This window comes from Corynebacterium incognita (assembly GCF_014217255.1).
In the GTDB taxonomy this organism is placed as follows: domain Bacteria; phylum Actinomycetota; class Actinomycetes; order Mycobacteriales; family Mycobacteriaceae; genus Corynebacterium; species Corynebacterium incognitum.
Window position 1 is genome coordinate 1,352,219 of the sequence record NZ_CP059404.1, and the last position, 26,988, is coordinate 1,379,206.

At 61.5% G+C, this 26,988-nt stretch carries 26 protein-coding genes, 3 tRNA genes and 1 pseudogene; 16 read left to right on the top strand and 14 right to left on the bottom strand.

All coding sequences use genetic code 11. The annotated features are described in order from the left end of the window. Positions 1 to 6: 6 nt before the first annotated feature. Together H0194_RS06250 and H0194_RS06255 are read left to right on the top strand one after the other, a co-directional pair. Positions 7 to 432, top strand: coding sequence for a GtrA family protein (locus H0194_RS06250; protein ID WP_246388816.1), 426 nt, complete (start codon positions 7 to 9; stop codon positions 430 to 432). Between the two features lie 25 nt (positions 433 to 457). Beyond that, entirely contained in the window at positions 458 to 958 is a 501-nt protein-coding gene (locus H0194_RS06255) for a GtrA family protein (RefSeq protein ID WP_343061254.1), read from the top strand. A 380-nt stretch (positions 959 to 1,338) separates the two neighbouring features. On the opposite strand, the gene glfT1 is transcribed toward H0194_RS06255, so the two are convergent. The 3 genes from glfT1 to wzm are packed head-to-tail and all read right to left on the bottom strand — an operon-like array spanning position 1,339 to position 3,939. Beyond that, the gene (gene glfT1, locus H0194_RS06260) at positions 1,339 to 2,274 is read right to left on the bottom strand and encodes a galactofuranosyltransferase GlfT1 (protein ID WP_185175100.1); all 936 of its coding nucleotides are present in this window, start codon (positions 2,272 to 2,274) and stop codon (positions 1,339 to 1,341) included. A gap of 3 nt (positions 2,275 to 2,277) precedes the next feature. After that, positions 2,278 to 3,075 (bottom strand): galactan export ABC transporter ATP-binding subunit Wzt/RfbE, encoded by a 798-nt coding sequence (gene wzt / locus H0194_RS06265; protein ID WP_185175101.1) that lies wholly within the window; start codon positions 3,073 to 3,075, stop codon positions 2,278 to 2,280. A gap of 12 nt (positions 3,076 to 3,087) precedes the next feature. After that, the gene (gene wzm, locus H0194_RS06270) at positions 3,088 to 3,939 is read right to left on the bottom strand and encodes a galactan export ABC transporter permease subunit Wzm/RfbD (protein WP_185176924.1); all 852 of its coding nucleotides are present in this window, start codon (positions 3,937 to 3,939) and stop codon (positions 3,088 to 3,090) included. Between the two features lie 194 nt (positions 3,940 to 4,133). Here wzm and H0194_RS06275 point away from each other — a divergent pair, with 194 nt between their 5' ends. Next, positions 4,134 to 5,387 (top strand): aminotransferase class V-fold PLP-dependent enzyme, encoded by a 1,254-nt coding sequence (locus tag H0194_RS06275; protein ID WP_185175102.1) that lies wholly within the window; start codon positions 4,134 to 4,136, stop codon positions 5,385 to 5,387. Between the two features lie 2 nt (positions 5,388 to 5,389). On the opposite strand, the gene H0194_RS06280 is transcribed toward H0194_RS06275, so the two are convergent. Then, positions 5,390 to 6,346: an NAD(P)H-quinone oxidoreductase gene (locus tag H0194_RS06280; protein ID WP_185176925.1), complete on the bottom strand. Its 957-nt coding sequence runs from the start codon at positions 6,344 to 6,346 to the stop codon at positions 5,390 to 5,392. Positions 6,347 to 6,478: 132 nt separating this feature from the next. Here H0194_RS06280 and H0194_RS06285 point away from each other — a divergent pair. From H0194_RS06285 to H0194_RS06300, 4 genes and pseudogenes are all read left to right on the top strand, one after another. Continuing rightward, a tRNA-Ser gene (locus tag H0194_RS06285) sits at positions 6,479 to 6,566 on the top strand. Positions 6,567 to 6,614: 48 nt separating this feature from the next. After that, positions 6,615 to 6,755 (top strand): annotated as a pseudogene (locus H0194_RS06290) (integrase core domain-containing protein); the annotation flags it as partial. A gap of 337 nt (positions 6,756 to 7,092) precedes the next feature. Further along, on the top strand, positions 7,093 to 7,722 hold the full coding sequence (locus H0194_RS06295) for a hypothetical protein (RefSeq protein WP_185175103.1): 630 nt from the start codon (positions 7,093 to 7,095) through the stop codon (positions 7,720 to 7,722). Between the two features lie 11 nt (positions 7,723 to 7,733). After that, positions 7,734 to 8,099, top strand: a complete 366-nt coding sequence (locus H0194_RS06300) for a hypothetical protein (protein WP_185175104.1) — start codon at positions 7,734 to 7,736, stop codon at positions 8,097 to 8,099. A gap of 541 nt (positions 8,100 to 8,640) precedes the next feature. On the opposite strand, the gene H0194_RS06305 is transcribed toward H0194_RS06300, so the two are convergent. The 5 genes from H0194_RS06305 to H0194_RS06325 form a co-directional block, all read right to left on the bottom strand. Next, a complete protein-coding gene (locus tag H0194_RS06305; protein WP_185175105.1) occupies positions 8,641 to 9,219 on the bottom strand; it encodes a hypothetical protein in 579 nt (192 codons plus the stop codon). Positions 9,220 to 9,754: 535 nt separating this feature from the next. After that, positions 9,755 to 10,867 (bottom strand): ThiF family adenylyltransferase, encoded by a 1,113-nt coding sequence (locus H0194_RS06310; RefSeq protein ID WP_185175106.1) that lies wholly within the window; start codon positions 10,865 to 10,867, stop codon positions 9,755 to 9,757. Further along, positions 10,867 to 11,361, bottom strand: coding sequence for a molybdenum cofactor biosynthesis protein MoaE (locus tag H0194_RS06315; RefSeq protein ID WP_185175107.1), 495 nt, complete (start codon positions 11,359 to 11,361; stop codon positions 10,867 to 10,869). Before H0194_RS06315 ends, H0194_RS06310 begins: the two co-directional genes overlap by 1 nt. After that, positions 11,351 to 11,824 carry a MogA/MoaB family molybdenum cofactor biosynthesis protein gene (locus tag H0194_RS06320; RefSeq protein WP_185175108.1) on the bottom strand — a complete coding sequence of 158 codons (474 nt, stop codon included), beginning with the start codon at positions 11,822 to 11,824 and terminating at the stop codon, positions 11,351 to 11,353. The genes H0194_RS06315 and H0194_RS06320 overlap by 11 nt, the downstream gene beginning before the upstream one ends. A gap of 18 nt (positions 11,825 to 11,842) precedes the next feature. Beyond that, the gene (locus tag H0194_RS06325) at positions 11,843 to 13,018 is read right to left on the bottom strand and encodes a molybdopterin molybdotransferase MoeA (RefSeq protein ID WP_185175109.1); all 1,176 of its coding nucleotides are present in this window, start codon (positions 13,016 to 13,018) and stop codon (positions 11,843 to 11,845) included. A 101-nt stretch (positions 13,019 to 13,119) separates the two neighbouring features. Between H0194_RS06325 and H0194_RS06330 the strand changes: the two genes are divergently transcribed. Further along, the gene (locus tag H0194_RS06330; RefSeq protein ID WP_185175110.1) at positions 13,120 to 13,386 is read left to right on the top strand and encodes a MoaD/ThiS family protein; all 267 of its coding nucleotides are present in this window, start codon (positions 13,120 to 13,122) and stop codon (positions 13,384 to 13,386) included. On the opposite strand, the gene hisC is transcribed toward H0194_RS06330, so the two are convergent. Then, complete coding sequence (hisC, locus tag H0194_RS06335; RefSeq protein ID WP_185175111.1) at positions 13,383 to 14,429, bottom strand: histidinol-phosphate transaminase; 1,047 nt, start codon at positions 14,427 to 14,429, stop codon at positions 13,383 to 13,385. The two genes, H0194_RS06330 and hisC, sit on opposite strands and share 4 nt — an antisense overlap. Before the next feature lie 100 nt (positions 14,430 to 14,529). Here hisC and H0194_RS06340 point away from each other — a divergent pair. The 6 genes from H0194_RS06340 to H0194_RS06365 all read left to right on the top strand — a co-directional run bounded on the left by H0194_RS06340 (position 14,530) and on the right by H0194_RS06365 (position 20,190). After that, positions 14,530 to 14,621: transfer RNA gene (locus tag H0194_RS06340), tRNA-Ser, on the top strand. A 339-nt stretch (positions 14,622 to 14,960) separates the two neighbouring features. Beyond that, positions 14,961 to 15,686 (top strand): 6-carboxyhexanoate--CoA ligase, encoded by a 726-nt coding sequence (locus H0194_RS06345; RefSeq protein ID WP_281382514.1) that lies wholly within the window; start codon positions 14,961 to 14,963, stop codon positions 15,684 to 15,686. After that, positions 15,679 to 16,827 (top strand): aminotransferase class I/II-fold pyridoxal phosphate-dependent enzyme, encoded by a 1,149-nt coding sequence (locus H0194_RS06350; protein WP_185175113.1) that lies wholly within the window; start codon positions 15,679 to 15,681, stop codon positions 16,825 to 16,827. Before H0194_RS06345 ends, H0194_RS06350 begins: the two co-directional genes overlap by 8 nt. 49 nt (positions 16,828 to 16,876) lie before the next feature. Beyond that, positions 16,877 to 18,241 carry a magnesium transporter gene (gene mgtE / locus H0194_RS06355; RefSeq protein ID WP_185175114.1) on the top strand — a complete coding sequence of 455 codons (1,365 nt, stop codon included), beginning with the start codon at positions 16,877 to 16,879 and terminating at the stop codon, positions 18,239 to 18,241. A gap of 137 nt (positions 18,242 to 18,378) precedes the next feature. Beyond that, complete coding sequence (locus tag H0194_RS06360) at positions 18,379 to 19,962, top strand: SLC13 family permease (RefSeq protein WP_185175115.1); 1,584 nt, start codon at positions 18,379 to 18,381, stop codon at positions 19,960 to 19,962. 155 nt (positions 19,963 to 20,117) lie between these two features. Continuing rightward, positions 20,118 to 20,190 (top strand) — tRNA-Arg (locus tag H0194_RS06365). A 247-nt stretch (positions 20,191 to 20,437) separates the two neighbouring features. Here the strand turns inward: H0194_RS06365 and H0194_RS06370 are convergent. After that, on the bottom strand, positions 20,438 to 21,520 hold the full coding sequence (locus H0194_RS06370; protein ID WP_185175116.1) for a type I restriction enzyme HsdR N-terminal domain-containing protein: 1,083 nt from the start codon (positions 21,518 to 21,520) through the stop codon (positions 20,438 to 20,440). 487 nt (positions 21,521 to 22,007) lie between these two features. On the opposite strand from H0194_RS06370, the gene H0194_RS06375 reads away from it, so the two are divergent. Next, a complete protein-coding gene (locus H0194_RS06375; protein ID WP_185175117.1) occupies positions 22,008 to 22,403 on the top strand; it encodes a hypothetical protein in 396 nt (131 codons plus the stop codon). A gap of 51 nt (positions 22,404 to 22,454) precedes the next feature. Here the strand turns inward: H0194_RS06375 and H0194_RS06380 are convergent, their stop codons facing one another. The 3 genes from H0194_RS06380 to H0194_RS06390 all read right to left on the bottom strand — a co-directional run bounded on the left by H0194_RS06380 (position 22,455) and on the right by H0194_RS06390 (position 26,411). After that, positions 22,455 to 23,489 carry an ornithine cyclodeaminase gene (locus H0194_RS06380; RefSeq protein ID WP_185175118.1) on the bottom strand — a complete coding sequence of 345 codons (1,035 nt, stop codon included), beginning with the start codon at positions 23,487 to 23,489 and terminating at the stop codon, positions 22,455 to 22,457. A 119-nt stretch (positions 23,490 to 23,608) separates the two neighbouring features. Continuing rightward, positions 23,609 to 25,135, bottom strand: coding sequence for an amino acid permease (locus H0194_RS06385; RefSeq protein ID WP_185175119.1), 1,527 nt, complete (start codon positions 25,133 to 25,135; stop codon positions 23,609 to 23,611). 247 nt (positions 25,136 to 25,382) lie between these two features. Then, positions 25,383 to 26,411 (bottom strand): prephenate dehydrogenase, encoded by a 1,029-nt coding sequence (locus H0194_RS06390; protein ID WP_185175120.1) that lies wholly within the window; start codon positions 26,409 to 26,411, stop codon positions 25,383 to 25,385. Positions 26,412 to 26,450: 39 nt separating this feature from the next. Between H0194_RS06390 and H0194_RS06395 the strand changes: the two genes are divergently transcribed. Then, positions 26,451 to 26,963 carry a tRNA adenosine deaminase-associated protein gene (locus H0194_RS06395; protein WP_185175121.1) on the top strand — a complete coding sequence of 171 codons (513 nt, stop codon included), beginning with the start codon at positions 26,451 to 26,453 and terminating at the stop codon, positions 26,961 to 26,963. The last annotated feature ends 25 nt before the right edge of the window (positions 26,964 to 26,988 follow it).

A 26,988-nucleotide genomic window follows, 5' to 3' on the forward strand; every position in this document is an offset into this window, starting at 1 on the left:
CCAGACGTGACTGAACCGGACGTGGAAGTAAAAGGTACCAGCCTGCGCACGCAATTGACGCGCTTTGTCGGGGTGGGTATTTTCACCGCGCTCCTGGACTGGGGGCTGACCATGCTGCTCATCAACTTCGGCGTGCCGCGCGGCAGCGCGAAGGCAGTGGGCTGGGTCTTTGGCACCATCGCCGCGTACCTCGCTAACGCGCGGTTCACCTTCGGGTCCAAGGTCAGCGGTCGGACCGCTGTGGCCGTGGGGTTGCTGTACCTGTCCACGTTCTTGGTGCAAAACATCATGTTCCGTATCACCGAGGCGCCCCTGGTGGCACTAGGCTTGGAAGGCGGAGTGATGAACACCGTGTCCTATGTTATCGCGCAGGGCGTGGCGACCATCACCAATTTCGCTATTCAGCGGGCGTTTATTTTTAAGGCTCGCTAGTCCCGGCGTTGAAGGAGGCGACGACATGGAAAGCCAGCCACCCGTAGAGGAGGTCGAGGCGTCTAGCCTCATGAGCGTGTCTGAGCTTTCCGAGTCCCAGACGCTCAGCGCCCAATCCATCAAGTTTCTCATTACTGGCGGCATCTCCGCGGTCATTGACCTGAGCCTGACGTGGTTGTTCCAGATCGCGCTGGACCTGTTGGCGCCCACGGAGGCGCGCACCGTCGGTTTCGTGGCTGGCACCTTGGCGGCCTATATCCTGAACCGCCGCTGGACGTTCCGGGCAGCGCCGTCGAAGCGCCGCTTCGTGGCCGTGGCCCTGACCTACGGCGTGACGTACATGGTCAATATCTTGTTGACGCGGTGGGGCTTCGCGTACTTCGATGACACGTTGGGGTGGCCCTCCACGGTGGCGCTGGTGGCCACGTTCGTGGTGGCGCAGTTGGTGGCCTCTCTCATCAACTTCCTCGTGCAGCGCTTTCTCATCTTCCGCACCACGCACCGGAAGCTGGAGTTTGTGGGTTAGACGACAGCTGACGCCGCCAAAGTATTAGAGATCGCTGACATGCCCCTGTGGTAAACATAAGAATTATCGCGCTGGCGGCGGCGTCGTGACCTCTTACATCAATGTGTTTTCGCACGCCTAAGATTTATTAACAATTTTAGAGTGCTTGTACAGCATTGCTTGGCGCGATTATTGGAGAATATTGGCCGGAACCCGTGGGGAAACTGTGGCAGTCTAAACATGACGTCAGACACAGTGAGGCACACACAACAGGGGGAGGGGATAGCTGCTTGGCCACATCACACGACAGAGCAATGAAGGCCTCGGGGACATAAGAAAATAGAGAAATACAAGGGGAAGGGGCACGACACCGCCCCGGCGCAGCGGATGGGGGTCCGTAACTAGGCCGGGCGGTGGAAGTCCTCGCGGCGGCCCTGGTTGTGCAGGCGCAGCCATTCGGCGAAGCCCTTAGGGTCGCGGCGCTGCACTAGGAAGAACCAGCCAAACCGTGCGAACTCCTGCGGCAGCAGCTTGCGCATGCCGCGCTGGTACAGCAGGTAGCCGCGGTTACGGTAGGTGAAGAAGCGCTTGAACTCGCCCTCCGGGTACTGGGTGTGCATCGTGCCGCCCAGGATGGGCTTGAACTCGTCGGAGCCGTCCGGGTGCAGGTAAGAGCACGTCAGCGCGGTGCCGAAAGACAGACCGGAGCCCGCCAAGCGGCGGTGGTATTCCACCTCGTCGCCGCGGATAAACAGGCGGTAGTCCGGCACACCGATAATCTCCATCGCGGCTGCAGAAATCAGCGCGCCGTTAAACAGCGAGGCGATGTCCGGCAGGAAGTCGCCCTCCAGCTCATCCATGCGACGGCGCCACACCAGGCCCTGGCGCAAGGGGAACGCCAGCCTACCGGGATCGTCGATGTTGCACACCGCGGGGGACACCTCGTGCAACTGGTGTGCTGCCGCCACGCGGTAGAGCTCCGCCAACACGTTCTCGTCGGCGGGGCGGCCGTCGTCGTCCGCGCACCACACCGCGTCCGCGCCCAGCGAGAGGGCGGTGAGGAAGCCCAGGGCGAAGCCGCCCGCGCCTCCCAGGTTCGTCTTCGACGGCACGTACACCGCGCGCTCGCCCGCCAGCTCAGTGACCAGGTCGCGCACCGCGTCGTCCGCGCCGTTGTCCACCACGATCACCCACTGCACCGGGTGGGTTTGCCGCGCCACCTGCTCCAGAGAGGCGCGCAGCAGCTGCACGCGATTGTGGGTCACGATGACCGCGGCGGTGCTGCCGTGAGGATCGAGCACCGGGGTGGAGGCTGCGGGCTGGGTGGAAGCTGGCATCGGTTAGTTCTCCTCTTCGGTATCGAAGCGCTCGAGCAGGTCACGCACGTAGTCGCCCGCGCCGGGGCCCTCGTAGGCCTCCACCACGTCGGCTACCAGGCCGGCCTCACGGATGTGCCCGTGGTCAACCCACAGCGCGGTGTTGCACAGCTGGGCCAAGAAATCATTGGAGTGGGACGCGAAGACCAGAATGCCGGAACGCTCCACCATCTCCTGGAGCCGGACCCTGGCCTTGGCCATGAATGCCGCATCGACGGCGCCAATGCCTTCGTCGAGAAGCAAAATCTCCGGCTCAATGGAGGTCACCACACCCAACGCCAGGCGCACGCGCATGCCGGTGGAGTAGGTGCGCAGTGGCATGGCCAGGTAGTCGCCCAGCTCGGTGAACTCGGCGATCTCGTCCATTTTCTTTTTCATCTGCTTGATGGTCTGGCCTAAAAACAGCCCGCGGATGATGATGTTGTCGTAACCGGAGACCTCCGGGTCCATGCCCACGCCTAGGTCAAACACGGGCGCCACGCGGCCGCGCACGTCGGCCGAGCCGCGCGTGGGCTCGTAGATGCCGGAGAGCAAGCGCAACAGTGTGGACTTGCCGGCGCCGTTGTGCCCGACCAGCCCTACTCGGTCGCCCTCGCGCAGGTGCAGGTTGATGTCTTTGAGCGCCTCCACCACCACGGTGTTGTCCGCGTTCTTGCCAATCGCGCCGCCGGCGGTGGACAGCATCGCCTTCTTCAGCGAGCGGGACTTGGCGTCAAAGATGGGGAAGTCCACGCAAGCGTTGTACGTATCAATGGAAACCATGGTTGCTTCTCCTTATACCCAGTAGCTCACGCGGAAACGCCACTGGCGCATGGCCAGCAGGGCCAGGCCGAGGCCGACGACGGTGCAGCCCAGCACGATCCACCAGTGGTAGGCCTCCACCGGGGCGCCGATCATGGGGGCGCGCACGATTTCCAGGTAATGGAACAGCGGGTTGAGCTCCGCGATCTTGGCGCGTTGGGCCACCTCACCGCCCTGGTTTTCCAGGGTAGAGGTGGTCCACACGATCGGGGTGACGTAGAACAGCAGCTGGGTCAGCGCCTCCAGCAGCGGGGCGACGTCGCGGAAGCGGGTGGCCACCATGCCGAAGAACATGGCCACCCACACGCCGTTGACCATGAGCAGCAAGAGCGCCGGGATGAACAGGAAGAACTCCCACCCCAGCGGCCGCGGGAAGATGACGATCAAGATAAGCCAGATGATGAGGTTGTGGCCCAGGAACAGCATTTGCCGCCACACCAGGCGGTACACATGTACCGAGAGTGGCGCCGGCAGCTGCTTGATGAGGCCCTCGTTATCAATGAAGATCGTCGAGCCTTCCTTGATGGCGCCCGAGATGAAGTTCCACATGATAAGACCCACCGTGACGTGCGGCAGGAACTCCGCCACGGGGATCTGGAAGAGCATGGAGTACAACAGGCCGAGCGCCAAGGCCATGACGCCCGTGGCGATGGTGATCCAGAACGGTCCCAACACCGAGCGGCGGTAGCGCTGCTTGATGTCTTGCAGGCCGAGCATCCACCAGAGCTCGCGCTGGCGGGCGCCCTGCGTAAGGTCGGCGAAGGCGGCCGCGAAGGTCTGCGAATGCGAGGGCGGGGTCTCGCCTTGCTCGGGGGTCTCCGTCATGCGCTCAATGTCTTTGAGCAGCTTATCGTTGTCGTGCACGTTTCCTTACCCTAGTCCCTTATGGGGTTAAAGTGTGTTTGCCCCATACGGTTTTTGGCTATAGTGGCGGGGTATCGCGAACGGTATACAGTGGGGTGCGATCGGTGACACGGCTCGTGGCACGATCGGGACAGCAATGGCGAAAGGTGGGTGTCTTGGACACAGGTCAAACGTCTTACCACGAGTTTGATGTGGCCAGCGTGCGGGGTGCGTACACCGCCCTGGGTGATGGCTGGACGTACCTGAACGCTCACGAGGCGCCGCAGCTCCCGGAGCGCGTCATTTCCGGTGTCGCCCGCGCGTTTCGTTCCTCCGTCGCGCTTCTCGACGCCCCGACGGGTTCCCACTCCGCGCCCGCGACTCCCGGGCGTTTGGAGGCCGCCACGCACCTGGCTGCCGCGCGCACCGCGATCGCGGACCTGGTGGGTGGTAGCGCCGAGTCCGTCGTCTTAGGCCCTAGCCTGCCGGCGTTGTATCAGTCTGTGGCGCGCTCGCTGGGCCCGCTGGTGCGCTATTCCTCGTCCATCGTGTTGTCGCGCCTCGACGACCCCCTACTCACCAGCGCGCTCGAGGGTGTGGACGCTGAGGTGCGGTGGGCGCAGCCGGACCTGGGCACCGGCGAGCTGCCGGCGTACCAGTACGACGAGATCGTGGACGGCTCCACGCGCTTGGTGGCGTTTTCCGCCGCGGACGACCTGCTGGGCACCCTCGCCCCGGTGGAGGACGTAGTGGAAAAGGTCCGGGCGCGCTCGCGGGCGTGGACGCTTATCGACGTCACGGCGCTGGCCCCGCACCAGGTCATTGACATCGACGCGCTGGGCGCGGATATCGTGGCCGTGGATCTTGGGCGGCTCGGCGGCCCGCAAATGGCGGCGCTAGTCTTCCGGGACGTGGCTATGTTCAACCGCGTGGACGCGCTGCACCCGGCCTACTCCGGGCCCGCGGCCTCCAAGCTGGAGACCCCGGTCTCGGCCGGGCTGGCGGGCGCGGTCTCGCCGCTGGTCGATCACCTGGCCGCGATGGTGGACAGCAAGGGCACCCGCCGCCAGCGGCTGGTGACCTCCATGTTCGCTACCTCGGACTACCTGGGCGATCTGGCCGACGACCTTTATACTTTCATGTCCACGCTGCCCGCCGTGCACATCCTCGGCGTGACCGGTGAGGCCGCGGCGCACGCCAGCAGCGAGCGCCTGCCCGCGCTGACCTTCGCCGTCCGCGGTGTCCCCGCGGAGCTCGTGCACCAGCGCCTGTTCGATAACGGCCTGGTCACCACCATCACGCCGCAGACCCCGCTGCTGCAGGAGATGGGCATCGCGGATCTCGGCGGCGCGGTGACGGTGTCGCTGAGCCCGTTCAACACCCACGCGGACGTGGAGCACCTGGTCCGCGTGGTGGCCTCGTTAGCCTAAGCCTAGACCGTCAACACCAACGTGCCGGTGACGTCGCCGGAATCCAGGGCCGCGTGTGCCTTCGCGGCGTCGGCCAGCGGGAACGTGGCGTGGCGGTGGTGCTTGATGCGCCCGGACTCCAGCAGCGGCCACACGTTCTTCACGGTCTCGGCCACAATCGCCGCCTTGGCCTCGGTATCCCGCGCGCGCAGCGTGGTGCCCTGGAGGGTCAGGCGATTGGCCACCAGCGCGCCGAGGTTGATCTCTGCCTTGGTGCCGCCCTGCATGCCGATGATGACCATGTGGCCATCCTTCTTCAGCGACTTCATGTTCTGCTTCAGGTACTTCGCGCCGATGATGTCCAAGATGACGTCGCACTGGCCCTTGAGCTCCTCGGCGAAGTCCTGCTCCTTGTAGTTGATGAGCACGTCCGCGCCGTAACGCATGCAGGTCTCCAGCTTCTCCGCGCTGCCCGCCGTGACCGCCACCTTGGCTCCTAAGGACTTGGCCACCTGGATGGCAAAGGTGCCGATGCCTCCGCCGCCGCCGTGGATGAGCACCGTCTGGTCGCGGCCCAGCCCGGCCTCCATGACCAGGTTGGACCACACGGTGCAGGCGACCTCGATGACCGAGGCGGCGTCGACAAGCGAATAACCCTTCGGGATGGGTAGCAGTTGGCCCTCCGGCACCGCGACGTACTCCGCATAACCGCCGCCGGCCAACAGGCACCCGACCTCCTCGCCGACCTCGCGCCCGGTGGTGCCCGCGTCCGCGATGGTGCCCGCGCACTCCAGGCCGATAATTTCCGACGCCCCCGCCGGCGGCGGGTAGTGCCCGCGCGCCTGCAGTAGGTCCGCCCGGTTCACGCCCGCGGCGGCGACCTTCACTAGCACCTCGCCGTCGGCAAGTTCCGGCATGGCGACGTCCTCGAGCACCAGCGAGGCGGGATCCTCGGGGTCCTTCTGCACAATGGCCTTCATGGCCTTCATGGTCTGCGTGTTATCAGCTGTCTGAGTCATGGGATCCACCCTATTGGAATCACAGACATTGGGGTGCGGTTTCCGTGCGGGCGCACGCATCCGGTAACCTAAGCCCGTGCGCACGCGCACGATGGAGACGTGGCAGAGCGGCCGAATGCACTGGTCTTGAAAACCAGCGTGGGGAAACTCACCGCGGGTTCAAATCCCGCCGTCTCCGCCATGTGATGAGTTGAGACATCGCCTACAGATGTTTCGGGACATCGCCCAGTCAGTGGGGGAAGTTGAGTTGGCGACCTTGCGGTGGGTGCATTGGTGGAACACCAAGCGCCTTCACGAAGCATTGGACTACGCCACACCGCAGGAAGTAGAAATCGAGTACCATCTCACCCAGCCCGTCAATACGGGGTAGTAAAAGAAGCGGAACTAAACCCAGGACGCTTCATGTCGGCACCGGAGGGGTGAAGCTGCGACAGAGGAGATCACGCCTGTTCGGCGCATCAGGGTCAGCAACGGTGGTCCGCACTGTGGCGCGGCGGTATGTCAAGCTCCGGGTTTTTGAACTAGCTCCCGAGAGCTGAAATTCGATACTTTCGTATCACTTTTGCCTCTTGACGATCCCGCCGAGGTTCTAGTGGATCTATATTTGATCTATATTATGTTTGAGGAAATTTCCTCATCCTCCCCATAGATTCAGTGCCCTTGAAAGGAAACTCCTGGCAATCATCAAAAAGCTAGCAGCTACTTTAGTGGCAGCAACAACGTTGTCCGCGACAAGTGTTGCAGTAGCTGCTGCAACACCAGTTCAGAACGACACCGCCAACTGTGCGGAGGTACCTGATGCAAACGCTTCACAGAACGAAGATATTGCCCTGGCGTGCAAGATTGCGCAGCTAGACAATGATCGCTTCAGTACAACCAATAATGGCAAGAAGCTCGAATCAGATCTCACTGATGCCGAACTCAAAAGCGATTATAGTTTTAACGACGAGCAGGTGTCTGATTTCCGCGATATTCTCGCAGGAAAATATACGCCAACTACCACTATAGAAAGCTCAACCGGCGTCCAGGGAATGGCGACGACCGCGAATGCTGGACCACGCTACTATATTTCTAACGAGGCACTCACCACCGGTGCGTTTGTAGCAGTAGCTACTGCTGCTGAAGCAGGCCCTTGTGCACTTGCTGCAGCATTCACCGCTGTTTCAGGAATGATGGGTGGCCCCGTGGGCACTGCAATTTCCGGTGGTATTGCGCTACTCGGCATTGGGTTCTTTGTTGATCTCGCTGCCAAAATCATTGGAGCCTTGGTACAGGGCAAAGGTGTGGCACTCTACCCACAATGGGCGTTCCCTCCATTGAAGTCCGCAATTGAGTAAAAGGAAGGACAATGGCCGATAAACAACTAATTCTGCGTCGTATAGTTCCCTTTGCAATAGGCGGTATGACTCTTGGCATGCATGCAAGTTACCGCACCGGACTGGCGGATACTGCCCCAAAGGTTTTTTGGTTATTTTTTGGTGTGCTTCTCATTGCAGCGTTAGTTCTGTGCTTCGCTTCGCGAAGGGTTAATCACGTCCATACAACAACTTCTCCCCCTAAGATTAAGTTTCCGGGATTCAGGGATGCGATAGTCGCGCTTTGTTTGTTTGGACTCGCGCTGATTGATACAAGCTACGCGTGGATTGTGATATACGTATTATCCATTGGTTGGATGCTGTTGGTCTATTTTGAACTTAAACCTTCCCAGCCTTAAATGCCAGGGGCTGCATCAATTTCTGAAAAGCGATTCGTAGGCGGTCGTGGGCTGACTTGGCTGGCTTTGAGATTGCGACGTGTGGGTGGGGCTCGTGGAAGAACACGCAAAGTCTTTACCAGGTGCTGGACGACCGTACGCCGGTTACGCTTGAGGGCGTGTTTTTGACCGGTAGTCCGGGCCGCGAGTTAGTGGAAATCAAGGCACATGCCTAGGAACAAAACCCGGGGCACTTCAATACGATCGAAGCCCAAGCGGCTTAAACGCCGCCCTCCACAAACCCAGGGCGATTCATCATAATGCGAATGCTTGCATCGCATCTTGATTTTAATTCTGGCCCTTGGAGCTAGGACCATCCCCGAGGAAGGTTATACAGAATTCGACGGGCTGCTTGCCGCCCAGATTCTGTCAGTGCTACACCTGCGATAAGCCCAGCGATTCCGGCAAAGAACACGGCAGGGAACCAGGCCATATCAGTGGAGAAATGAAATATGCCAAGTGTCACTAAAAATCCGCAAAGAGTCACCGCTAAGCGCATGTTTTACCACCCCATGTAGGTGGCAAGGCCACCACCCGCACCGGCAATACAGCTGATCGCAAGTCCTGGTCCAATTTTCTTAGCGAGGAACTTTACTAAGGCCCAATAGGAAACCCTCTTCTCTAGAATAGACAGGATGGTGTCGTAACCAATGACGCCACCAGCGCAACCAGCAATGGTTGCGGCAGCTGCGCTAAGAACTCCCTTATCTTGCTGTTCCTCTGCCGCCCTAGTCTGGATTGATTCTGAATTAAGCTCAGCATCCATCGTCTTTGCTGGAGACAAGATTGTTTCCTGACCATTAGAGTCAATGGCTACAGCGTCACCATTATCGTTGAACCCGTACTCAACTGTTCCTGCAGGCAAGGGGGAACCACCTGCGGACTCGATATCTTCATTGATTTGTTTGACGTCATCTTCCGAAACAGTCTCTCGTTCTGCACCGGAAGTTGTGGGAACTTGGTAAGTCTCGACGCATTCCTTCTCCTGTGCGGCAGGAGCTGCTCCGGCCGTCGCAACAGGGAATGCGACGAGAGCCGTAGAAGCAGCTAGAGGGAATACTAGAGTTTTCTTCAAACGCATAAAGGGATACCTTTCGGACAATAGAGCCAGGAGCAAGACAGCAGCTTTCAGGCTGCCCGTCACCAAGTCTGATGGAAAGATTGCGTCTCTTCAATGTTCTTATTCCGCCAGGAAGGATATTGACACGAAAGTATCGTCCTGTAAAGGCCATGGATGTGGAGGCGCCGAATCGATCCTTGATTGTCGGTCCACATGTCTTGAGTGGTGGCCATTGGCCCCCGTCGGCAAGTGGGGAAAATGGTCAACCGATAAAGAATTTTCGAAGCACACCCCACGCAGATCGTTGAGAGGCTCGAGAAGGCCAAGAAACTAAAGGAAGCCGGCTCGACCCAAGCCCAGATCCTCACCGAATCAGGTATCGGTGAAGCGACCTTGAATCGCTGGCAAAGCACCTACGGCTATATGAGCCGCTCCGAAGCTCGATAACTCAAGCGCTTGCGCGAAGAAAAGACCAGTTCAAACAACTGCTTGGCCAGGTCGAACCTGAGAAGAAAGCGTTCTGGGCACCTCGGGGAGTGCATCCAGCCAGGAATGCTCAGGTCCCTTGGGCGTCCAGCCAGGCGTCGATGCCGCCGGCCAGGGATACGGTGCCGGTGACGCCGAGGGTGTCGAGCTTGTCGACGGCGCGCGCCGAGCGCACCCCGCCCGCACACTGCATGACCACCGGGCGGCCCTGAGCAAGGGCCTCGGGGATCTCGGGCGGGTATTCGTCGTGGTCGACGATGCGCCCGAGGGGGAAAAGCAGCGCCCCGGGGATGGAGAACTGGTAGTGCTCGTGGGGCTCGCGCACGTCGATGACCAGAGCCCCCTCCGGGATGGTGGTCACCTCCGGGATACTCGCGTCGTGAGTGGTGACGCTGGTCGCCGCCGGTTCCTCAAACGTCGCGGCCGCGATCGGGCCTTCCTCTATCACGCGCCGCACCGTGCCAGCCGCGGCCTGCAGCGGGATGTACTCCCACGTGCCGTCAAGCGCGGAGTAGTAGGCCAGCCGCCCAATGAGCGGCGTGCCCACGTCGGTGATCAGCTTCATGGCCTCTAGCGCCATGGCGGAGCCGACCACGCCAACCACCGGGCCCAGCACGCCCGCCTGCGAGCAGCTAGGCACGCTGCCCGCCGGGGGCGGGGTGGGGAAGAGGTCCTCGTAGATGGGGCCATTATCGGCGTGGAAGACGGTAAGCTGCGCGTCAAAGCCCAGGATGGACGCCCACACGTGCGGGATATTGAGGTGCGCGCACGCCCACGACGCCAGGTAGCGGGTGCCAAAGTTATCCGAGCCGTCCAACACCACGTCCGCGTCGGCGAGGATGTCGCGGGCGTTAGCGCCGGTCAGCCGGGCTCCCACCACGGCGACGTCGATAAGCGGGTTGAGCGCCAACATCGCCGCCCGCGCCGAGTCCGCTTTCGCCGTGCCCACGCCGTCCGTGGTGTGGATGACCTGGCGGTGCAGGTTAGACACGGAGACCACGTCGTCGTCGATGATGGTCACCGTGCCCACGCCCGCGCCGGCTAGATACAGCAGCGCCGGGGAACCCAGCCCACCCGCGCCGATGACCGCCACGTGCGCTTCCTTGAGCTTGTTCTGCGCCACCGGGCCAAAGCCGGCGAGGGAGAGTTGGCGCCGGTAGCGCGAGGTTTCCTGTGGATCCATCACTCGAGCCCCACCCACTGCGCGGAGCCGTCCGCGCGCGTTTGTTCCTTCCAGATGGGCACCTCCGCCTTGACGCGGTCCGCCAGCTCGCTGGCCGCCTCGAAGGCCTCACGGCGGTGCGCGGCGGCGGCCATCACGACGAACGCGGACTCGCCAATACGCAGCAGCCCCGTGCGGTGCGCGCACCACAGCCGCACCTTCGGGTGCGCGGCCAGCACGCTGGTGGCCACCTTCTTGATTTCCTCGTCCGCACTCGGGTGCGCGGTGTAGTCCAAGTCCAGCACGCGGGCCCCGCCGTCGTGGTCGCGGACGATGCCGTCGAAGACCACGAGAGCGCCCATCGCGTCGGTGACCACCTGTTCGCGAGCATTATCCACGAGTGACTCCAGGGGTGCGGTGGTCATCAGGGCGTCGAGAAGCACGCCCGTCTGCTCCGCGACGTAAGCAGGATCGGTGGCTGCGGAGCCGCAGGAATGGTGCTCTTTAGTGCTCATGGACTCCCTCCAGCATGTCAATGATCGGAACCAGCAGCGGCTTGAGTACCGCGCAACCGTCCTTGACCCCGCCGGTGGAACCGGGCAGCGTCATGGCGAAAGTCTTGTCCGTCACGCCCGCCACCGCGCGCGAGACCACCGCGGTCGCGATATTCTCCGCACCGACGCGCCAGAACTCCTGCACGATGCCCGGCAACTGCCGCTCCAGGTGCGGGGTCACGGCCTCCACCGTGCGATCGTCAGCGGTGATCCCCGTGCCGCCGGAAGTCAAGATCACGTGCGGGGCCTGCGCAAAGGCCTCGTCCACCGCGGCCTTAATGTCTGCATCCGGCACCACAATCGGGTCCGGGGTGTCAAAGCCCAAGCCCTGCAGAAACTCCACGGCGATAGGGCCCGAACGGTCCTCATAAATGCCTGCCGACGCCCGCGTGGACGCCACGATCACCAATCCGGTGCGCTTCATGGCTGTAGCCTTTCTTTCTTACAGGGGATACACGTCGATGGCCTCGCCCGCGGCCAGGCGTGCCCCGGCCGGGATGCGCAGCAGCGCGGTGGCCTCCGCGGCCTGGGCCAACAGGTGCGAGCCCGCGCCACCGGTCGGCGACGCGGTGACGCGGCCGTCCAGATAACGCAGCGTGCCGCGCAAGAACTGGTCCCGGTTGTCCAGGCCCACCATCTCGCGGTCCACCTGCGCCGACTCCGGCCCCGTGGGCACCGTGCCCAGCAGCGGCGCGACAAATAGCCGGAAGCTCACCAGTGTGGACACCGGGTTGCCCGGCACACAGATGACTGGGGTGCCTTGGAACGCGGCGATGCCCTGCGGCCCGCCCGGTTGTTGATCCACGTGGCCGAACCAGCCGTTAGCCTCCAGCACTTGGCGCACCACCTCGAACTTGCCATGGGAGATGCCGCCGGAGGTCACGATGGCGTCCGGGGCGTGCTCCGCCACGGCGTCCTCAAGATCCTTGCGCAGGGCCTCTGGCTCGTCGTTGGTGCGTAGCGACGCCACGACCTCCATCCCATACGCCCGCGCCTGCGCACGCAGCATGGGCCCGTTGGAGTCCGGGATGCTCGCGGCGCCGGGCTCGCCGATCTCTTTGCCGCCGGTGCAGATCACCAGCCGTGCCGGGGCGAAGCAGGTGACCTCCTCGATGCCCTGGCTGGCCAGCGTGCCAATGGCGGCCGGGGTGAGCACCGTGCCCTTATCCAAGAGTAGCTCGCCGGCGGTGATGTCCGAGCCCGCGCGGCGGACGAACTGGCCCGGGTCCGCGGGCGGGACGCTCACGGTCTCGCCCACCACGGTGAACTCCGGCGGGTCGCAGGCCTCCACCGGCACCACGGCTACGGTGCCTTCCGGCAGTCGCGCGCCGGTCATGATTGGCACGATCGTGCCCTTAATGCCGTTGGGGTAGTAGTCCTGCGGGTCCGTGCCCGCGGCCAGCGTCGCGCCGGTCAGGTGAAAACCGGGGTTGTCCAGGTGCTCCTGGCCGAGGGCGTAGCCGTCCATCTGCGAGTTATCGAAGCGCGGCGAATCGAACGCCGCCGTGACGGGCTCGGCGAGGGTCCGCCCCAGGGCGTCGGCAAGCGGGGTGAGCTCGGTGCGGCGCTCGCCCAGGGTGGCGGCGATGGCGGCGACGTGGTCCTCGGGGGTGCGCATCAGCGAAGGCTCCTTAAGTTGGGGCGGAATGCACATCAGTCTACCTCGCCGAAATTGCCTGGGAATTACCGTGTCAATCAATCGGACAATATAGTGAAGGCATGTTGGACATCCACTACTTCGCCGCCGCCCGCGCCGCCGCCGGGGTAGCCAGCGAGCGTGTCGACGCCCCCGCCACCCTCGCCGAGCTCATGGATGCGCTCGCCGGGGCGCACACCGGCACCACCGACGCCGGGATGAGCCTGGCGGAAATCTTCCCGCGCTGCTCGTTCCTCATTGACGGCACCACCACTACCGCCGACCCGGCCGACGTGTCGCTGGCCGGGGTCAGCCGAGTGGACGTGCTGCCGCCGTTCGCCGGGGGCTAGAAACCGGCCGCGTCCCACGCCTTGAGCAGGGCGTCGGTCTCTTCCTGGTTGGTGATGGAGATGCGGACGCCGAAATCAGACGGGCGTACCACGATGCCCTGATCCGCGAGCTTCGCAGCGACCTCGTGCGGCGTGAGCGGGAGCTTCGCCGCGGGCAGGAAAATGAAGTTGGACTGGGACTTCAGCGCGCCAAATTCGGACAGCGCTGCGGTGGCGCGGTCACGCTGTGCGGCGGTGTCCTCCACGTGCTCAAGCAGCTGGTCCACGGCCTTCAGAGACGCCAGCGCGCCCTTCTGGGCGATAGTAGACACGGCGAACGGGGCCGCGACCTTAGCCATGGCCTCGATGATCTCCGGCGCGCCGAACGCATAGCCGACACGGAGATCCGCCAAGCCAAACGCCTTGGAGAAGGTGCGCAGGCCCACCACGTTCGGGTACTTTTCAATGGCCTCGGTGGCAATTGGGGTGTCGCCCGCCAGGTTGTACTCGAAATAAGCCTCGTCAAGGCCCACCAGCACGTTGTCCGGCACCTTGGCCATGAACTCGTCAAACTCGGCCTGGGTGATGGTGGTGCTGGTCGGGTTGTTCGGGTTGCACACGAAAATCAGGCGCGTGTTGTCATTGATGGCCTCCGCCATGGCATCCAGATCTAGGCGGTAATCCGCGGTGAGCGGGATCATGCGGTTGGTGCCGCCGACCACGTGCACGAACAGCGGGTAGGCCTCGAAGCTCGGCCAGGGGAAGATGACCTCGTCGGTGCGCTCGAGGCAGGTGATCTGCACGAGCTGCTGGCACAGCGCGGACGAGCCCGCGCCGACGGTGATCTGCTCAAAGGACAGCCCGAGGTGCGCGGCCAGCGCCTCGCGCAGCTCCACCATGGCGGCGTCGGGGTAGCGGTTGACCTGGCCGGCGGCCTCGGTCATCGCCTCGACGGCAGCAGGCAGCGGGCCGTTAAAGTTCTCGTTGGAGGAGAGCTTGATGGCGTTTTCGAGCTTCTTTCCGGGGACGTATGCCTTCAGTTGGGCTAAATCTGCGCGAATCATACTGTGAAGTATAGGAAAAGCCTGCTCTGCTGAGGGGGCAGTTTGGAATTGTTTTTACCAGCGGGTAAAATCGCCCCGTAGTCCAGTAGCGCTGGACACTGGAGACGTGCCAGAGCGGCCGAATGGGGCTCCCTGCTAAGGAGTTGACTTGCTTGCGCAGGTCCGGAGGTTCAAATCCTCTCGTCTCCGCCACCTGCCTGTCAGCCTTGTCGGCTGGCAGGCTTTTGCGTTGAGCGGCGCAGCGGCAGGGTGGTGGGCTCGGGAACGACCAGAAAGTTCCCCGAGCCGAGGTATCTCGCGCGAAAAACGGCCAACGACGAACGAGGTTCCACAATTGTGGTTCGTGCTGCCATTCGTCGAGGAGCAGCAGCCCGTTGGGGGAATCGTTGTTGCTGAGCGGACTCAGCGCCAGGGCTGCGGTGGCTGGGTTGAATTTGTGTAATTCTAGCAACCGGATGTGCGTTCATCTACCAATCGGATTGCACGAAGGAAACTGATTTGAACTCAATTGAACAGTGTTAAAGTTGGGGTATGAGCCGGACTTTTAGCATTAGGATGAGGGCGAGTCAGCGGGGGCTACACATCTCCGGGGCAGAACGCCTGGTGTCTCGTGACAACATTGACGACGCAGTGCGCCCGCTCATCGAACGAGCCTTGAATCACCCCAAAGGTGAGCCCGATGACGTCCACCTGTGCATTGAGCCCATCGCGGAAGACGCCATCCGCCGTATCCCCGCCTTGCGGATTTCGCAGCACGACAACAATCACCCAGAAGCTGCCGACGCGTTCATTGATCAACACCTATCGCAGATCACTGCTCTTGACGCGAATCTCCGCGCGCAGGTTATCTCGTGGTTCCGCACCGTTTCGGGGCTACGTGGCGCGATGTTGGTCTGTGCCCGGACTGGGCGTCGTCTAGAGCCTGATCGCGCTCGGGGAGTGCGCGTAAGCGTCGTGGATGCTGTTTCGCACACTACGAAGTCAGTGAAAAACCACCGAGCTGAGGCGCTGGTTTTGGCGAGCAAAGTGGTAGCGCACCCGAATATTGTGGGGGAAATCTGTATGTCGGACGATCCTGACTACACCACTGGCTACGTCACAACTTCTCATGAATACTGCATCGTGCCCCATATTAAGGAAGTTGGCAGCACGGTGGGGACGCGAGTGTTCCTTTACAGCGGTCCAGATGCCGAGGTAGCTGCGACCATTGAGTGGCTGGAAAATGCCCCCGTGCTCGTCGAGGTTCCTCATGCATAGCGTCGATAACTTAGCGCACGACGCGATGGAAGACTGGGCCGCGCGCGAGTTAGAAAGAGCGCCCCGAACTTTGTCTTCTGCACAGCGTCCTCGAGCGGTTGTTGACGGCAAAGAAATGACATTGTTCTCTTCGTCCAACTACCTAGGGCTCGCCCACCACCCGGCGGTTATTGGTGCGGCGCGAGACGCCATTGAAAATTACGGCGTTGGCGCAGGCGGCTCGCGGCTTACAACGGGAAATTTAGATCTGCATCAAAAAGCTGAACGTGCACTCGCGGCGTACTTTCGCACAGAAGACGCCGTCTTGTTTCCGTCTGGTTATCAGGCCAATGTTTCTGTTGTGGGCGCACTCGCCAAGCTTGCAAAGCAGGCGGGCACTCCGGTGCGTGTTTTTTCGGATGAAAAGAATCACGCAAGCCTTATTGATGGTGTCCGTCGAGAAGAAAAGGAAATTTACGCTCACCTTGACCTCGGAGACCTGCGGGCCCGACTTGAGGCGTGCCCCTCAGGACAGCAACCCCTTGTCGTCACCGATGGTGTGTTCTCAATGGACGGAGATCTCGTAGATTATCCCGCATTGCGGGCGTTGGCTGCGGAATTCGGCGCGTGGTTATTGGTGGATGATGCTCACGGTGTTGGCTCGCTGGGGCGCGGGGTGACCAGTGGCTATCCACTTCCTGACATCCTTATCGGTACGGCTAGCAAAGCCCTCGGCGCGGAAGGGGGATTTGCGTGTTGCTCGGCGGCGCTGGGGCGGTTTTTGCGTCATCAGGCTCGTGGGTACGTGTTTTCCACCGCACCGTCGCCCGCGATTCCTGCTGCCATCATCGCAGCACTGGGACTAATTCCCGAAAGGGAGCCTCTATTGCGTGAACGGGTGGCGAGGTTTCGCGGTGTAGTGGGGGCGGGAGCGTCACCAAGTCCCATTATTCCTATTCACTGCGTCAACACGGCGCAGGTTATGCGCGCAGCGAGTGAGCTTGCCGACGCCGGGTTCATGGTTACGCCTATCAGGTACCCTACGGTGCCTCGCGATGAGCCCCTCTTGCGTATATGCATCATGGCAACCCACCAGCTCGCAGACCTAGATTCGCTTGCCTCCCTTTGTGTGAAGTACTCAGTTTCGCGCCCAACACATTAGACTCGTGCGAGTAACTGGCCGGCGCGATGAGGCACGCAGGAGGTGGCGCATGAGCAATGTGACTGAAGAAAACGTGGGCATCTTGGAAGAGATGCTCAAGGTTGAGGGGAATATCGACCCGAAGAACGCGCCCCGCATGCAGGAGCTTCTCCATGACACGCCTATCCAGGACGTCATCGCGCTGGTGGAGCGCCAGAACTCCATCCGCGGCGCGGTGGTGTTGCGCCTTTTAAAACGGCAGCGCTCCATCGAGGTATTCGAGGCTCTCGACGCCGCGCATCAGGCCGATATCATCGACGAGCTCGGCAACGCGGACGTCTACGACTATTTCGACGAGCTCGACCCCGACGACCGCGTCTCCCTGCTGGATGAGCTCCCCGCCGAGATCGCCGACCGGCTCCTACGCAGCCTGGACAAAACCGAGCGCGACGTCACGGGCGTGGTGCTCGGCTACCCGAAGGGTTCCATTGGCCGCCGCATGTCGCCGGAGGTCCCCGAGATTTACCGGGAGATGACGGTGGACGAGGCCATCGCAAGGCTGCGCGAGGACGCCGATCGGGTGGAGACCATCTACACCATCCCCGTCATCCGCAAGGATCGTCGCCTCGTGGGCGTCGTGGGTTTCCGCGAGCTGTTCATGGCCCGCGGCAACCGCCTGGTCGAGGATCTGATGAGCGAGCCCGTCTTCGCCCGCGCGCACGACGACGCCGAGGAGACCGCGCGCTGGTTCTTGCCGCTGGACCTGCTGGCCATCCCGATCGTCGACGAATCGCAGCGTCTTGTGGGTATCCTCACCTGGGACGACGCCACGGACATCGTGGAGGAAGAGGATTCTGAGGACTCCGCGCGCGCCGGCGGTACGGAAGCGCTGCAACAGCCTTATATGTCCACGCCGTTGCTGAAGTTGGTGCGCTCGCGCATCGTCTGGCTGTTGGTGTTGGCGGTCTCCGCGCTGCTTACTGTCCAGGTCCTTGACGCTTTCGAAGGCACCCTGGCCTCCGCGGTGGTGCTGAGCCTGTTTATTCCGTTGCTCACGGGCACGGGCGGCAACACTGGCAATCAGGCCGCCACCACGGTCACCCGTGCGCTCGCGCTTGGCGACGTCCGCAAGGAGGACCTTGCACAAGTCCTGTGGCGTGAGCTGCGCGTGGGACTCCTCCTCGGTTCGGTGCTGGGCACCTTGGGTTTCACGCTGGCGTCACTGGTGTATGGGCTGAACATCGGCATCGTCATCGGCATCACGTTGCTGTTGGTGTGCGCGATGTCGGCGACGGTGGGTGGTCTCATGCCGATCATCGCGAAAGCCATCGGTGCGGATCCGGCCGTATTTTCTAACCCGTTCATTTCCACCTTCTGTGACGCGACGGGGCTGATCATTTACTTCCTCATCGCCAAGGCAGTATTGGGAATTTAGGGTTTTTACCCTCATACAGGGTTAACATCGCGGTGTTTGTGGGGCTATTGTGGCGTTTGTGAAGGGTGACTTGTAAGGTTTCCTGCACATGTAGTGAGTTAGCTAACTCCAGTTTCTCCCTGGAAAGGTGCCGCACCGTGACAGATATTAACACCCATGAGTCCACCGCCCATGCCGAGGGCGAGGATGCCGCTGCCCCCAATGTAGGTGTATGGAAACGCCAGATCATCGGCATTATCGGCGGACTGGTGCTTGCCTTGGCCGTGTACTTTCTGTTCCCGGGCAACGCCGCGGACACCGTGCTGAATTCCTCCGGCGCGGAGGAGGGGGCTGAGTATTCCAATCAGGCTCTGCGCGTCACCGCGGCGATCACGATTCTCATGGGCGCGTGGTGGATGACCGAGGCTATTCCGCTGGCCGCCACCGCACTGCTGCCCTTGGTGCTCTTCCCGCTGATGAACGTCGCGCCACTGAAGGAGGTGGCGTCACCTTATGCTTCGCCCACCATCTTCCTGTTCATGGGCGGCTTCCTCATTGCGTTGGGCCTGCAGCGGTGGAACGTGCACCGTCGCTTTGCGCTGATGGTGGTCGCGGTCGTCGGTACGAGCCCGAAGCGCCTCATTCTGGGCTTCATGATTGCCACCGGCATTTTGTCCATGTGGGTGTCCAACACCGCCACCGCGGTGGTCATGCTGCCCATCGGTATGTCGGTTCTGAAGCTGACCGCTGAGACCGTTGGTGGCATGAAGAAGCAGAAGAACTTTGCCACCGCGCTGATGCTGGCGATTGCTTACTCGGCGTCGATAGGCTCGTTGGGCACGCTCATCGGTACACCACCGAATACTCTGTTGGCCGCCTACATGGCGGACGCCCACGGGCTCAATATTGGCTTCGGCCAGTGGATGCTGGTGGGCCTGCCGATTGCCGTGATCTTCACTGTCATCGCGTGGCTGGTGCTCATCAATGTGTTCAAGCCGGAGATTGACCACATCCCTGGCGGCCGAGAGATGATCCGTGACGAGATCAGGGCGATGGGCAAGTGGACTGCTCCGCAGGTCATGGTGACCATCATCTTCGTGACCGCGGCCGTGTGCTGGGTGGCGATTCCGCTCATCCTGGACGCCACCGGCGTGGAATCCAACTACGACGATGCCATCGTGGGTATCGCCGCAGGTGTGCTGATGTTCCTGTTGCCTGCCGACGCCCGGACCGGCGTGCGGTTGCTGGACTGGAAAACGGCGAACGAGCTGCCATGGGACGTGCTGTTGTTGTTCGGCGGCGGACTGTCCTTGTCTGCGATGTTTAGCGAGTCCGGACTGTCGCTGTGGATCGGTGAGATGGCCAAGGGGCTGGACGCTTTGCCGCTCGTCTTCCTCATTGCCGCGGTGGCGGCGCTGGTGCTGGTGCTCACGGAGTTCACGTCTAATACGGCGACGGCCGCGACGTTCCTGCCGATCATGGGCGGCGTCGCGGTGGGTATTGGGCTTGCCGACGGCGGCCCGCAGAACGTCCTTCTGCTCACCATTCCGGTGGCGCTGGCCGCAACGTGCGCGTTCATGATGCCGGTGGCCACCCCGCCGAACGCTATTGCTTATGGTTCGGGCTACGTGAAGATCAACGAGATGTTGCGCGGCGGTGTCTGGCTCAACGTCATCTCACTGGTGCTCATTACTGCGGCTGCGTACCTCATTGCCGTGCCGGTGTTCGGCATCGTGCTCTAGCGCTCGCGCGACCGTGTGGAAACGCCCGCTCAAAGCATAAGGTAAACGGCGGGCAAAAACACTAATTTACCTGCCGTTTTGGAACATTGCACGGTACTGGGTATAGTAATTCTTCGTTGCACAGCGAAGCGTGAAAGCGAAACGCCAGCGACACTGCGCCCGTAGCTCAACGGATAGAGCATCTGACTACGGATCAGAAGGTTAGGGGTTCGAATCCCTTCGGGCGCACAGTTTAAACCCCCGGGTCACACGGCTGAAAGCCGAATGGTCCGGGGGTTTGTGGGCTTTTTATGTGCGGGCGAATCAGGGGTTAAGTAGGGCCTATGCGACAAAAGGTGTGTCTACCGACGACACGCCGAGAGACACACTTTTTGTCGCATAGCCCACACTTTTTGCTACTTAACCCGAATTTGGCCCTAGACGCACGAAAACCCCGCAATTGCGGGGTTTCGGCGTTTGCGGTGCAACGCTACCTTTAGCTTGACCGAAGAGCCACACAGCGCTCGCGAAGTAACGAGGCGTGCTGGTAAATATCTTCAATCGCGTCGAGATCGAACAGCTGCTCCTGTTTCTCGCCATCGAAAATACCGATGCGCGGGGTTTGGCGGTCAAAGTATAGTCGAGCAATTGGCTTGCGGTTGTTGTCCTGGTAGAGAATTGCACAGTAGCTTTTAGCATCTCTGAGTGTCACGTCAGCTATTGGAACTTCTGCGCAACAAATAGCTTTGATGATGGTGAAAGCAGCAAGTTCCTCATCTGTAGTTACGATGCCGTTGTCATCGACGGGAGCTGTGGGAGAAGTTTCATCCTCGGGTTGAATTTTGTCAGCAGGTTGAATTTCATCGAAGTCTTGTGCGGACCTTAGACGTCGATTAACTTCGTCTTTTAGGAATTGGGACTGCGCAGTTTCAACGAGTTTTGAAAATACATCGAGGTTTTGTGCGGTCATGCGTCGCGAGGTGACTCGAGACGCGATCAGCTTTACCCAATCAGAATCGGGTTCTTTGAATTGGGCAGCGAGTACTTTTCGTATTTCAGAAACATACTTCAGCTGTTCCGCGCTTGCCGCGATTGTTTCGGAGTCGAATTGCGACTTCGTGCACATCTCAAGGTGTGGAAAGACACGAGCATCGATATTTGCTAAGTCGATGGTCATGAATGGTTTTTCATCCATTCGATTGGCTGCATCAAGTTGGGCATAGAATTCGTAAACTTCGCCATTTGTGAGGATGGCAAACTCGGTGTCGGTGACATTGAAGTAGCGAATTAGTTGGTTTGCATGGTCGAGCTTTAGCGGCTCACCAATTTTCTTACACTCAATCAAAAAGCGAAAATCATCGCCAGATTTGATCGCAAAGTCGACCTTTTCGCCCTTTTTTACTCCAACGTCTGCCGTGTATTCAGGGATTACTTCTCGGGGATCGGTGACGTCGTAACCAAGTACGGAGCTTATGAAGGGAATGATGAAGGCAGTTTTGGTTGCCTCCTCTGTTTCGATGATTGGCTTAAGCTCTTTAACTTTGGAAGCAAGGGCGTAAATCGATTGATCGATGCTCATTGAGTTTGAATGCTTTCGGGGTAGGGGTACTTCGGAAACCAATGCGACTGGGTAGACAGCCTCACTAGCGAAATCAGGTGTCCAAATCAACGGGGTAAAGATGACTGAAGCAAGAATATGGCATGAACCTCATCCAATACACCTAACTGTAAATAGGTATTCAGGTAACTGCAATCGATTTGCCGACTTTTAATGCCTTTATGTGTAGTAGCTGGGCGCCTAACGTGGCCGTGGCGGTGGCCAATTCTCGAAATGTATAACCGCAATCCTTATGGCTAGTAAAGAGTAGGCTTGGGGGCAGTGGACTTCGAATTGCCGTAACTGTTCATCGTGCCCGGCGAAAGTTCACCAGTTTTCTATGAGAAATATTGGGCGCATTATTTACTGCGCCTGTCTGCGGTGTTAACCTTTATGAACCAATCTATTAGCAATCAATGATTATTGGGGTGTTGTGAACGGGGGGGAGGTTCTGTTAGTCACAACGCACTTGATTATCGCGGCCGTGTTCGTCGGTTTCGCCGCGATGTTAGCTGCCATCTTTGCGTGGGGGCTGGGGACAGTTAACCTCCTCCCCGGCGACGTGGAGGTCGCTCGCGGGGTTGCGGAGGGAAGTTGGGAGGATTACTGGCCAGTCGTGACGGCCGGGTTCTTGGCCGCCGTGAGCAGCGTCGGCGCCTTCGCGCACGGCCTGCACGCGTGTGTGCGGGACTACCGCCAGCGCGACGCCCGCGCCATCGGGGCGGGCGTCCGCGTACCGCTTCACGGCGCGACCACGTGGTGGTGGCTCGCCGCGGGCTCCGCAGCGATAGCCGTGGCGCTGTTCACGCTGTACCTCGCGCCGGGGGTTCTCGGCCTGCTTTGGGGACTGTTGTTCATCACATAAAAACGCGCCCGCACCGATGACGGTGGGGCGCGTAGCGCGGCGTCGGACAGCTTAGATGAGCGACGGCACGTTCACGACGAGGGAGAAGAGGTCCTTCGGGTCGTCCGGGTTGGCCACCAGGTCGATGTCAGTCTCCAGCTCGGAGCCCTTTACCGAGTCGCGCAGGTAGCGCAGCGCGGAGAAGTCGTTGATGGCGAATCCGACGTCGTCGAACAGGGTGATCTGCTCGTCGTTGTCGCGGCCGGTCTCGTCGCCGGTCAGCACCTTCCAGAACTCCACGACGGGGAAGTCCGCAGGCTTCTGCTGGATTTCGCCCTCGATGCGGGTTTGCTCCGGGAACTCCACGAAGACCTTGGACATGTCCAGGATGCCCTCTTCGAGCTCGGTCTTGCCCGGGCAGTCGCCGCCCACGGCGTTGAGGTGCACGCCCGGGGCCACATGGCGGGTGGCCAGGATCTGGTTCTGTGCCTTGTCAGCGGTGCAGGTGGTGATGATGTCCGCGCCGAGCACGGCCTCGTCGACGCTGTTGCACACGGTGATGTTGAAGCCGAGTGGCTCCAGGTTGCGCTTGAACTTCTCCACGGCGGCTGGGTCGATGTCGTAGATGGTGAGGTCCTCGATGCCCATGACACCGCGGAAGCCCAGCGCCTGGAACTCGGACTGGGAGCCAGCGCCGATCATGGCCATGCGCTTGGAGTCCTTGCGGGCCAGGTGCTTCGCCACCATCGCGGAGGTGGCTGCGGTGCGCAGGGCGGTGAGCAGCGTCATCTCTGCCTCGAAGGTGGGGTAGCCGTTGTCCACGTCGGCCAGCACGCCGAAGGCGGTGACGGTCTGGAAACCGCGGGCCGGGTTGGAGGGGTGGCCGTTGACGTACTTGAAGGAGTACTCCTCGCCGTCGGAGGTCGGCATGAGCTCGATGACACCGAACGGGGTGTGGGAGGCGATGCGCGGGATCTTGTCAAAGCGCTCCCAGCGCTTGTAATCGGACTCGAGGTAGTCCACCATGCCGGTGATGATGGACTCCACGCCCTCGCGCTGGATCCAGCGCGCCATGTTCTGGACGTCTACGAATTTCACTGTGACCATAAAATATTTTCCTTTCGTCTGCGCGGGCAGCGGCGGGGCCGCGGTCCGCGGCGTGCGGATTGAAATTTAGCCGCACGCCAGTATACGGATGTCTGTGTGCTTGCCGTTTGGTCGAAAACCTAGCGCCGGTCGCGCGGGTGCAGGTCGGTCTGCGGCGCGGCGGGGAAGGACGAGGTCGGCAGGTGCTTGGCCTTGCGCTCGTCGGCGATGGTGCGGATGCGGTCGCGCCACGCGAACCACATGCCCATGAACACCGGGATGAGCGCCAGGGTGGCCAGCAGCGCGTAGGAGCCAATCGGGTAGTCGAAGGCCATGAGCACGATGACGCCGCCGATGAAGATGAGCGTTGCCCAGTCGCCCCACACGCCGAAGGGGGAGCGGTAGCCCGGGCGGGTGTAGCGGCCCTGCTCGGCCAAGCGCACGAACTTGAGGTGGGCCAGCGCGATGGCGGCCCACGAGGCGATGGTGCCCAGAGCAGCCAGGTTCAGCACGATTTCGAACGCCATCTCCGGGACGATGAAGTTCAAGAACACGCCCACCAGGGCCACGCCAGCAGCCATGACGATGCCGCCGTACGGCACGCCGGACTGAGACATACGGGCACCGAACTTCGGGCCGGATCCGGCCAGGGACATGTTGTACATGATGCGGCCGGTGGAGTAGAGGCCGGCGTTGAGCGAGGAGATGGCGGCGGTGATGACCACGATCTGGAAGATCGGGGCGGCCGCGGCGATGCCCAGGGACTCGAAGAACGTCACGAACGGCGAGACCTCGGCGACGTACTCGGTGTACGGCAGCACCATGGTGAGCAGCAGCACGGAGCCGAAGTAGAACACCAGGATGCGGATGAGCACGGTGTTGACGGCCTTCGGGATGTGCTTCTCGACGTCCTTGGTCTCGCCGGAGGTGGTGCCTACCAGCTCGATACCGGCGTAGGCGAAGACGACGCCCTGGATGACGATGATGGCGGGCAGCAGGCCGTTAGGCAGCCAGCCGCCGGAGTCGCTGATGAGGGAGAAACCGGTGGGGTCGCCGGACGGGTGGCCGAAGATGATCACGCCGATGGCCACGAGCATGAAGATGATGAGCGCGACGACCTTGATCATGGAGAACCAGTACTCGAGTTCGCCGAAGATCTTCACGGACATCATGTTGAACAGCAGGATGAAGGCCACCACACCGAGGGCCAAGACCCACTGCGGGATGTTGTCCAACCAGGTGGTGTACTGGCTAAACCACTTGATATACAGCGCGACGGCGGTGGCATCGGCCACCAGCGTCATGGCCCAGTTACCCCAGTAGAGCCAGCCGGTGACGAAGGCTGCCTTCTCGCCGTAGAACTCGCGGGCGTAGGAGACGAAGGAGCCGGAGCTGGGGCGGTAGACGATGAGCTCGCCTAGGGAGCGGAGGATGATGTAGCCGAAGAAGCCACAGATGAGGTAGAGGACTGCAAGGAAGGGGCCGGCGGTCTGGAGCCGGGAGCCGGTGCCCAGGAGAAGGCCGGTGCCGATGGCGGAGCCGATAGCGATCATCTGAAGCTGGCGGCTGCCCATTCCCTTTTGCAGGCCGTGGTCCTCAGCGGCGTAAACGTTGCGTTCCGCCTCGTGCGGGACCTGGCCCGTGGGGGCCGGGTTGCTTTCCGTCATGTGCGTCAACTTTCTGTTCGGAGAGTTCTTGATCGAACTTTGGACGCAGTAGAGCTTAGCAATTTTTCAGAAAACACTGTGACCTAGGCCATTTATATAAAATTTCCAGCTCGGAATTACATAAAAATTTCGCGCTAAATGCAGTGGTCAGAGTCACAAAAAGGGCGCGCCCGACTGTTGCGGTTCGTGGCGCGCCTCCCCCTATTTGTGGGCACAGTCACTTTCGTGTCGCTGCCCACGAACACGGTTAAAAGACGTCGATGCGTCCTCCCAGCGACTCCGCCTGGCGCAGCTGCGCCACCCAGCGCGGGGCACCGACGTGCAGCCGGATGACAGGACGGGAAGAAATCTTCACCGGGCTCACTGATTCTTTGCGCGCGCCGGAGCGCGCCTCCAGCCGGGTGCGGGCGCGGAACCCGGCGTCGGTGAGCTCGGAGACGTCGGGGTGCGCGGACGCCAGTTTCTCCCGGGTCTCCTGGAGCAGGGCCAGGGCCTCGTCCAGGGCGTCGACAAGCGCGGGGGCGTTGGGCTCAAGCATCTGCCGCACGAGGTCCGGGTCCGTGCTCGCCACGCGGGTGGAATCTTTAAACGAGCCCGCGGACAGGGACTGCGCCAGGATGCCACCGTTATCGCCCACCACGGCGAGCACCTCGGCGAACACGTGGGGTAGGTGGGACACGCGTGCAACTGCGCCGTCGTGCGCCTCCACGCGCACCGGCACGACCTCGGCGGACGTCAACTTGGCCATCTTGGTGACGTCCGTGAACACGTCGATCCACGACTGCGGCACGCGCTCACCACGGGCGTCGAGTTCTTGGGCGTAGTCAAAGGTAATCGCCCAGGCCGCGCGGTGGAACAGATCCCGCCGCGAGTTCTCCCACCCGGATTCCGAGGTACCCGCCATGGGGTGCCCGCCCACGTAGCGGGACTCCAGGCCGCGCTCGCGGATCATGTCCAGCACGTGGGTCTTCACGGACACGACGTCGGTGATGCCGCAAGACGGCGCGAGCTCCACGATGCGGTCCAGGATTTCCCCGACTGCGTGCATGGGCACGGCCACTACGATGAGGGCCCCGCGCTCCTCGGCGCGGCGCAGCACCGTGTCCAGATCGTCGGAGACGTCGTAGCCCTGTTTGATGGCGGATCGTGCCGCGGACGTGGAGCGGTTATAGCCAAAAACCTCCTGGTCGCGGTACTCCAGATCGCGCAGCAAAGAGCCGCCGATAAGGCCGAGTCCGATAATACAAATGGGGCGATTTACGTCGTGCATACTCACAGTGACAATCTTGGCACAACCCGACTAGCATCTCCTGATATGAGCCAGGATTATTTTGAGGACGAGGGCGCGGGCGCATTCGCCGTCACCGCGACGGCGGTGGACGGCGCGTGGCAGGTCCGCGAGTATCGCGACGATTTCTCCTCCGTGGATACCGCGATCAATAAGGTTCGCGGCCTGCGCGCGGAGTCCGCGGCCTTCGCCCTGCTGTGCGTGGACGACGACTACTTCGTCATCGTCCGCCCTGTGCCGGGGAATGTGCGCCTGTTCCTCTCGGACGCCACCATGGCCGTCGACGATGATTTCGCTGCCGACGTTCTAGAGCGCCAGGGTCTGGACATCCCGGACATCGATCCGGCGGATCTGGACGACGTGGATGGCTACGCCGACGGTGATTTTGGGATCCTGGAGGACCTCGGCATGACCGGCGAGGTTCTCGGCGTCATCACCGACAACCAGGAGGACTGGCCCTCCGACATGCTCCTGCGCATCGCGGGCGAGCTCGGCTTCGGTGACGAGCTGGAGGAGATCGTCCACGGCGGCGACGAGTAACGTGCTCCCGCAGCCCGAAGGTCTC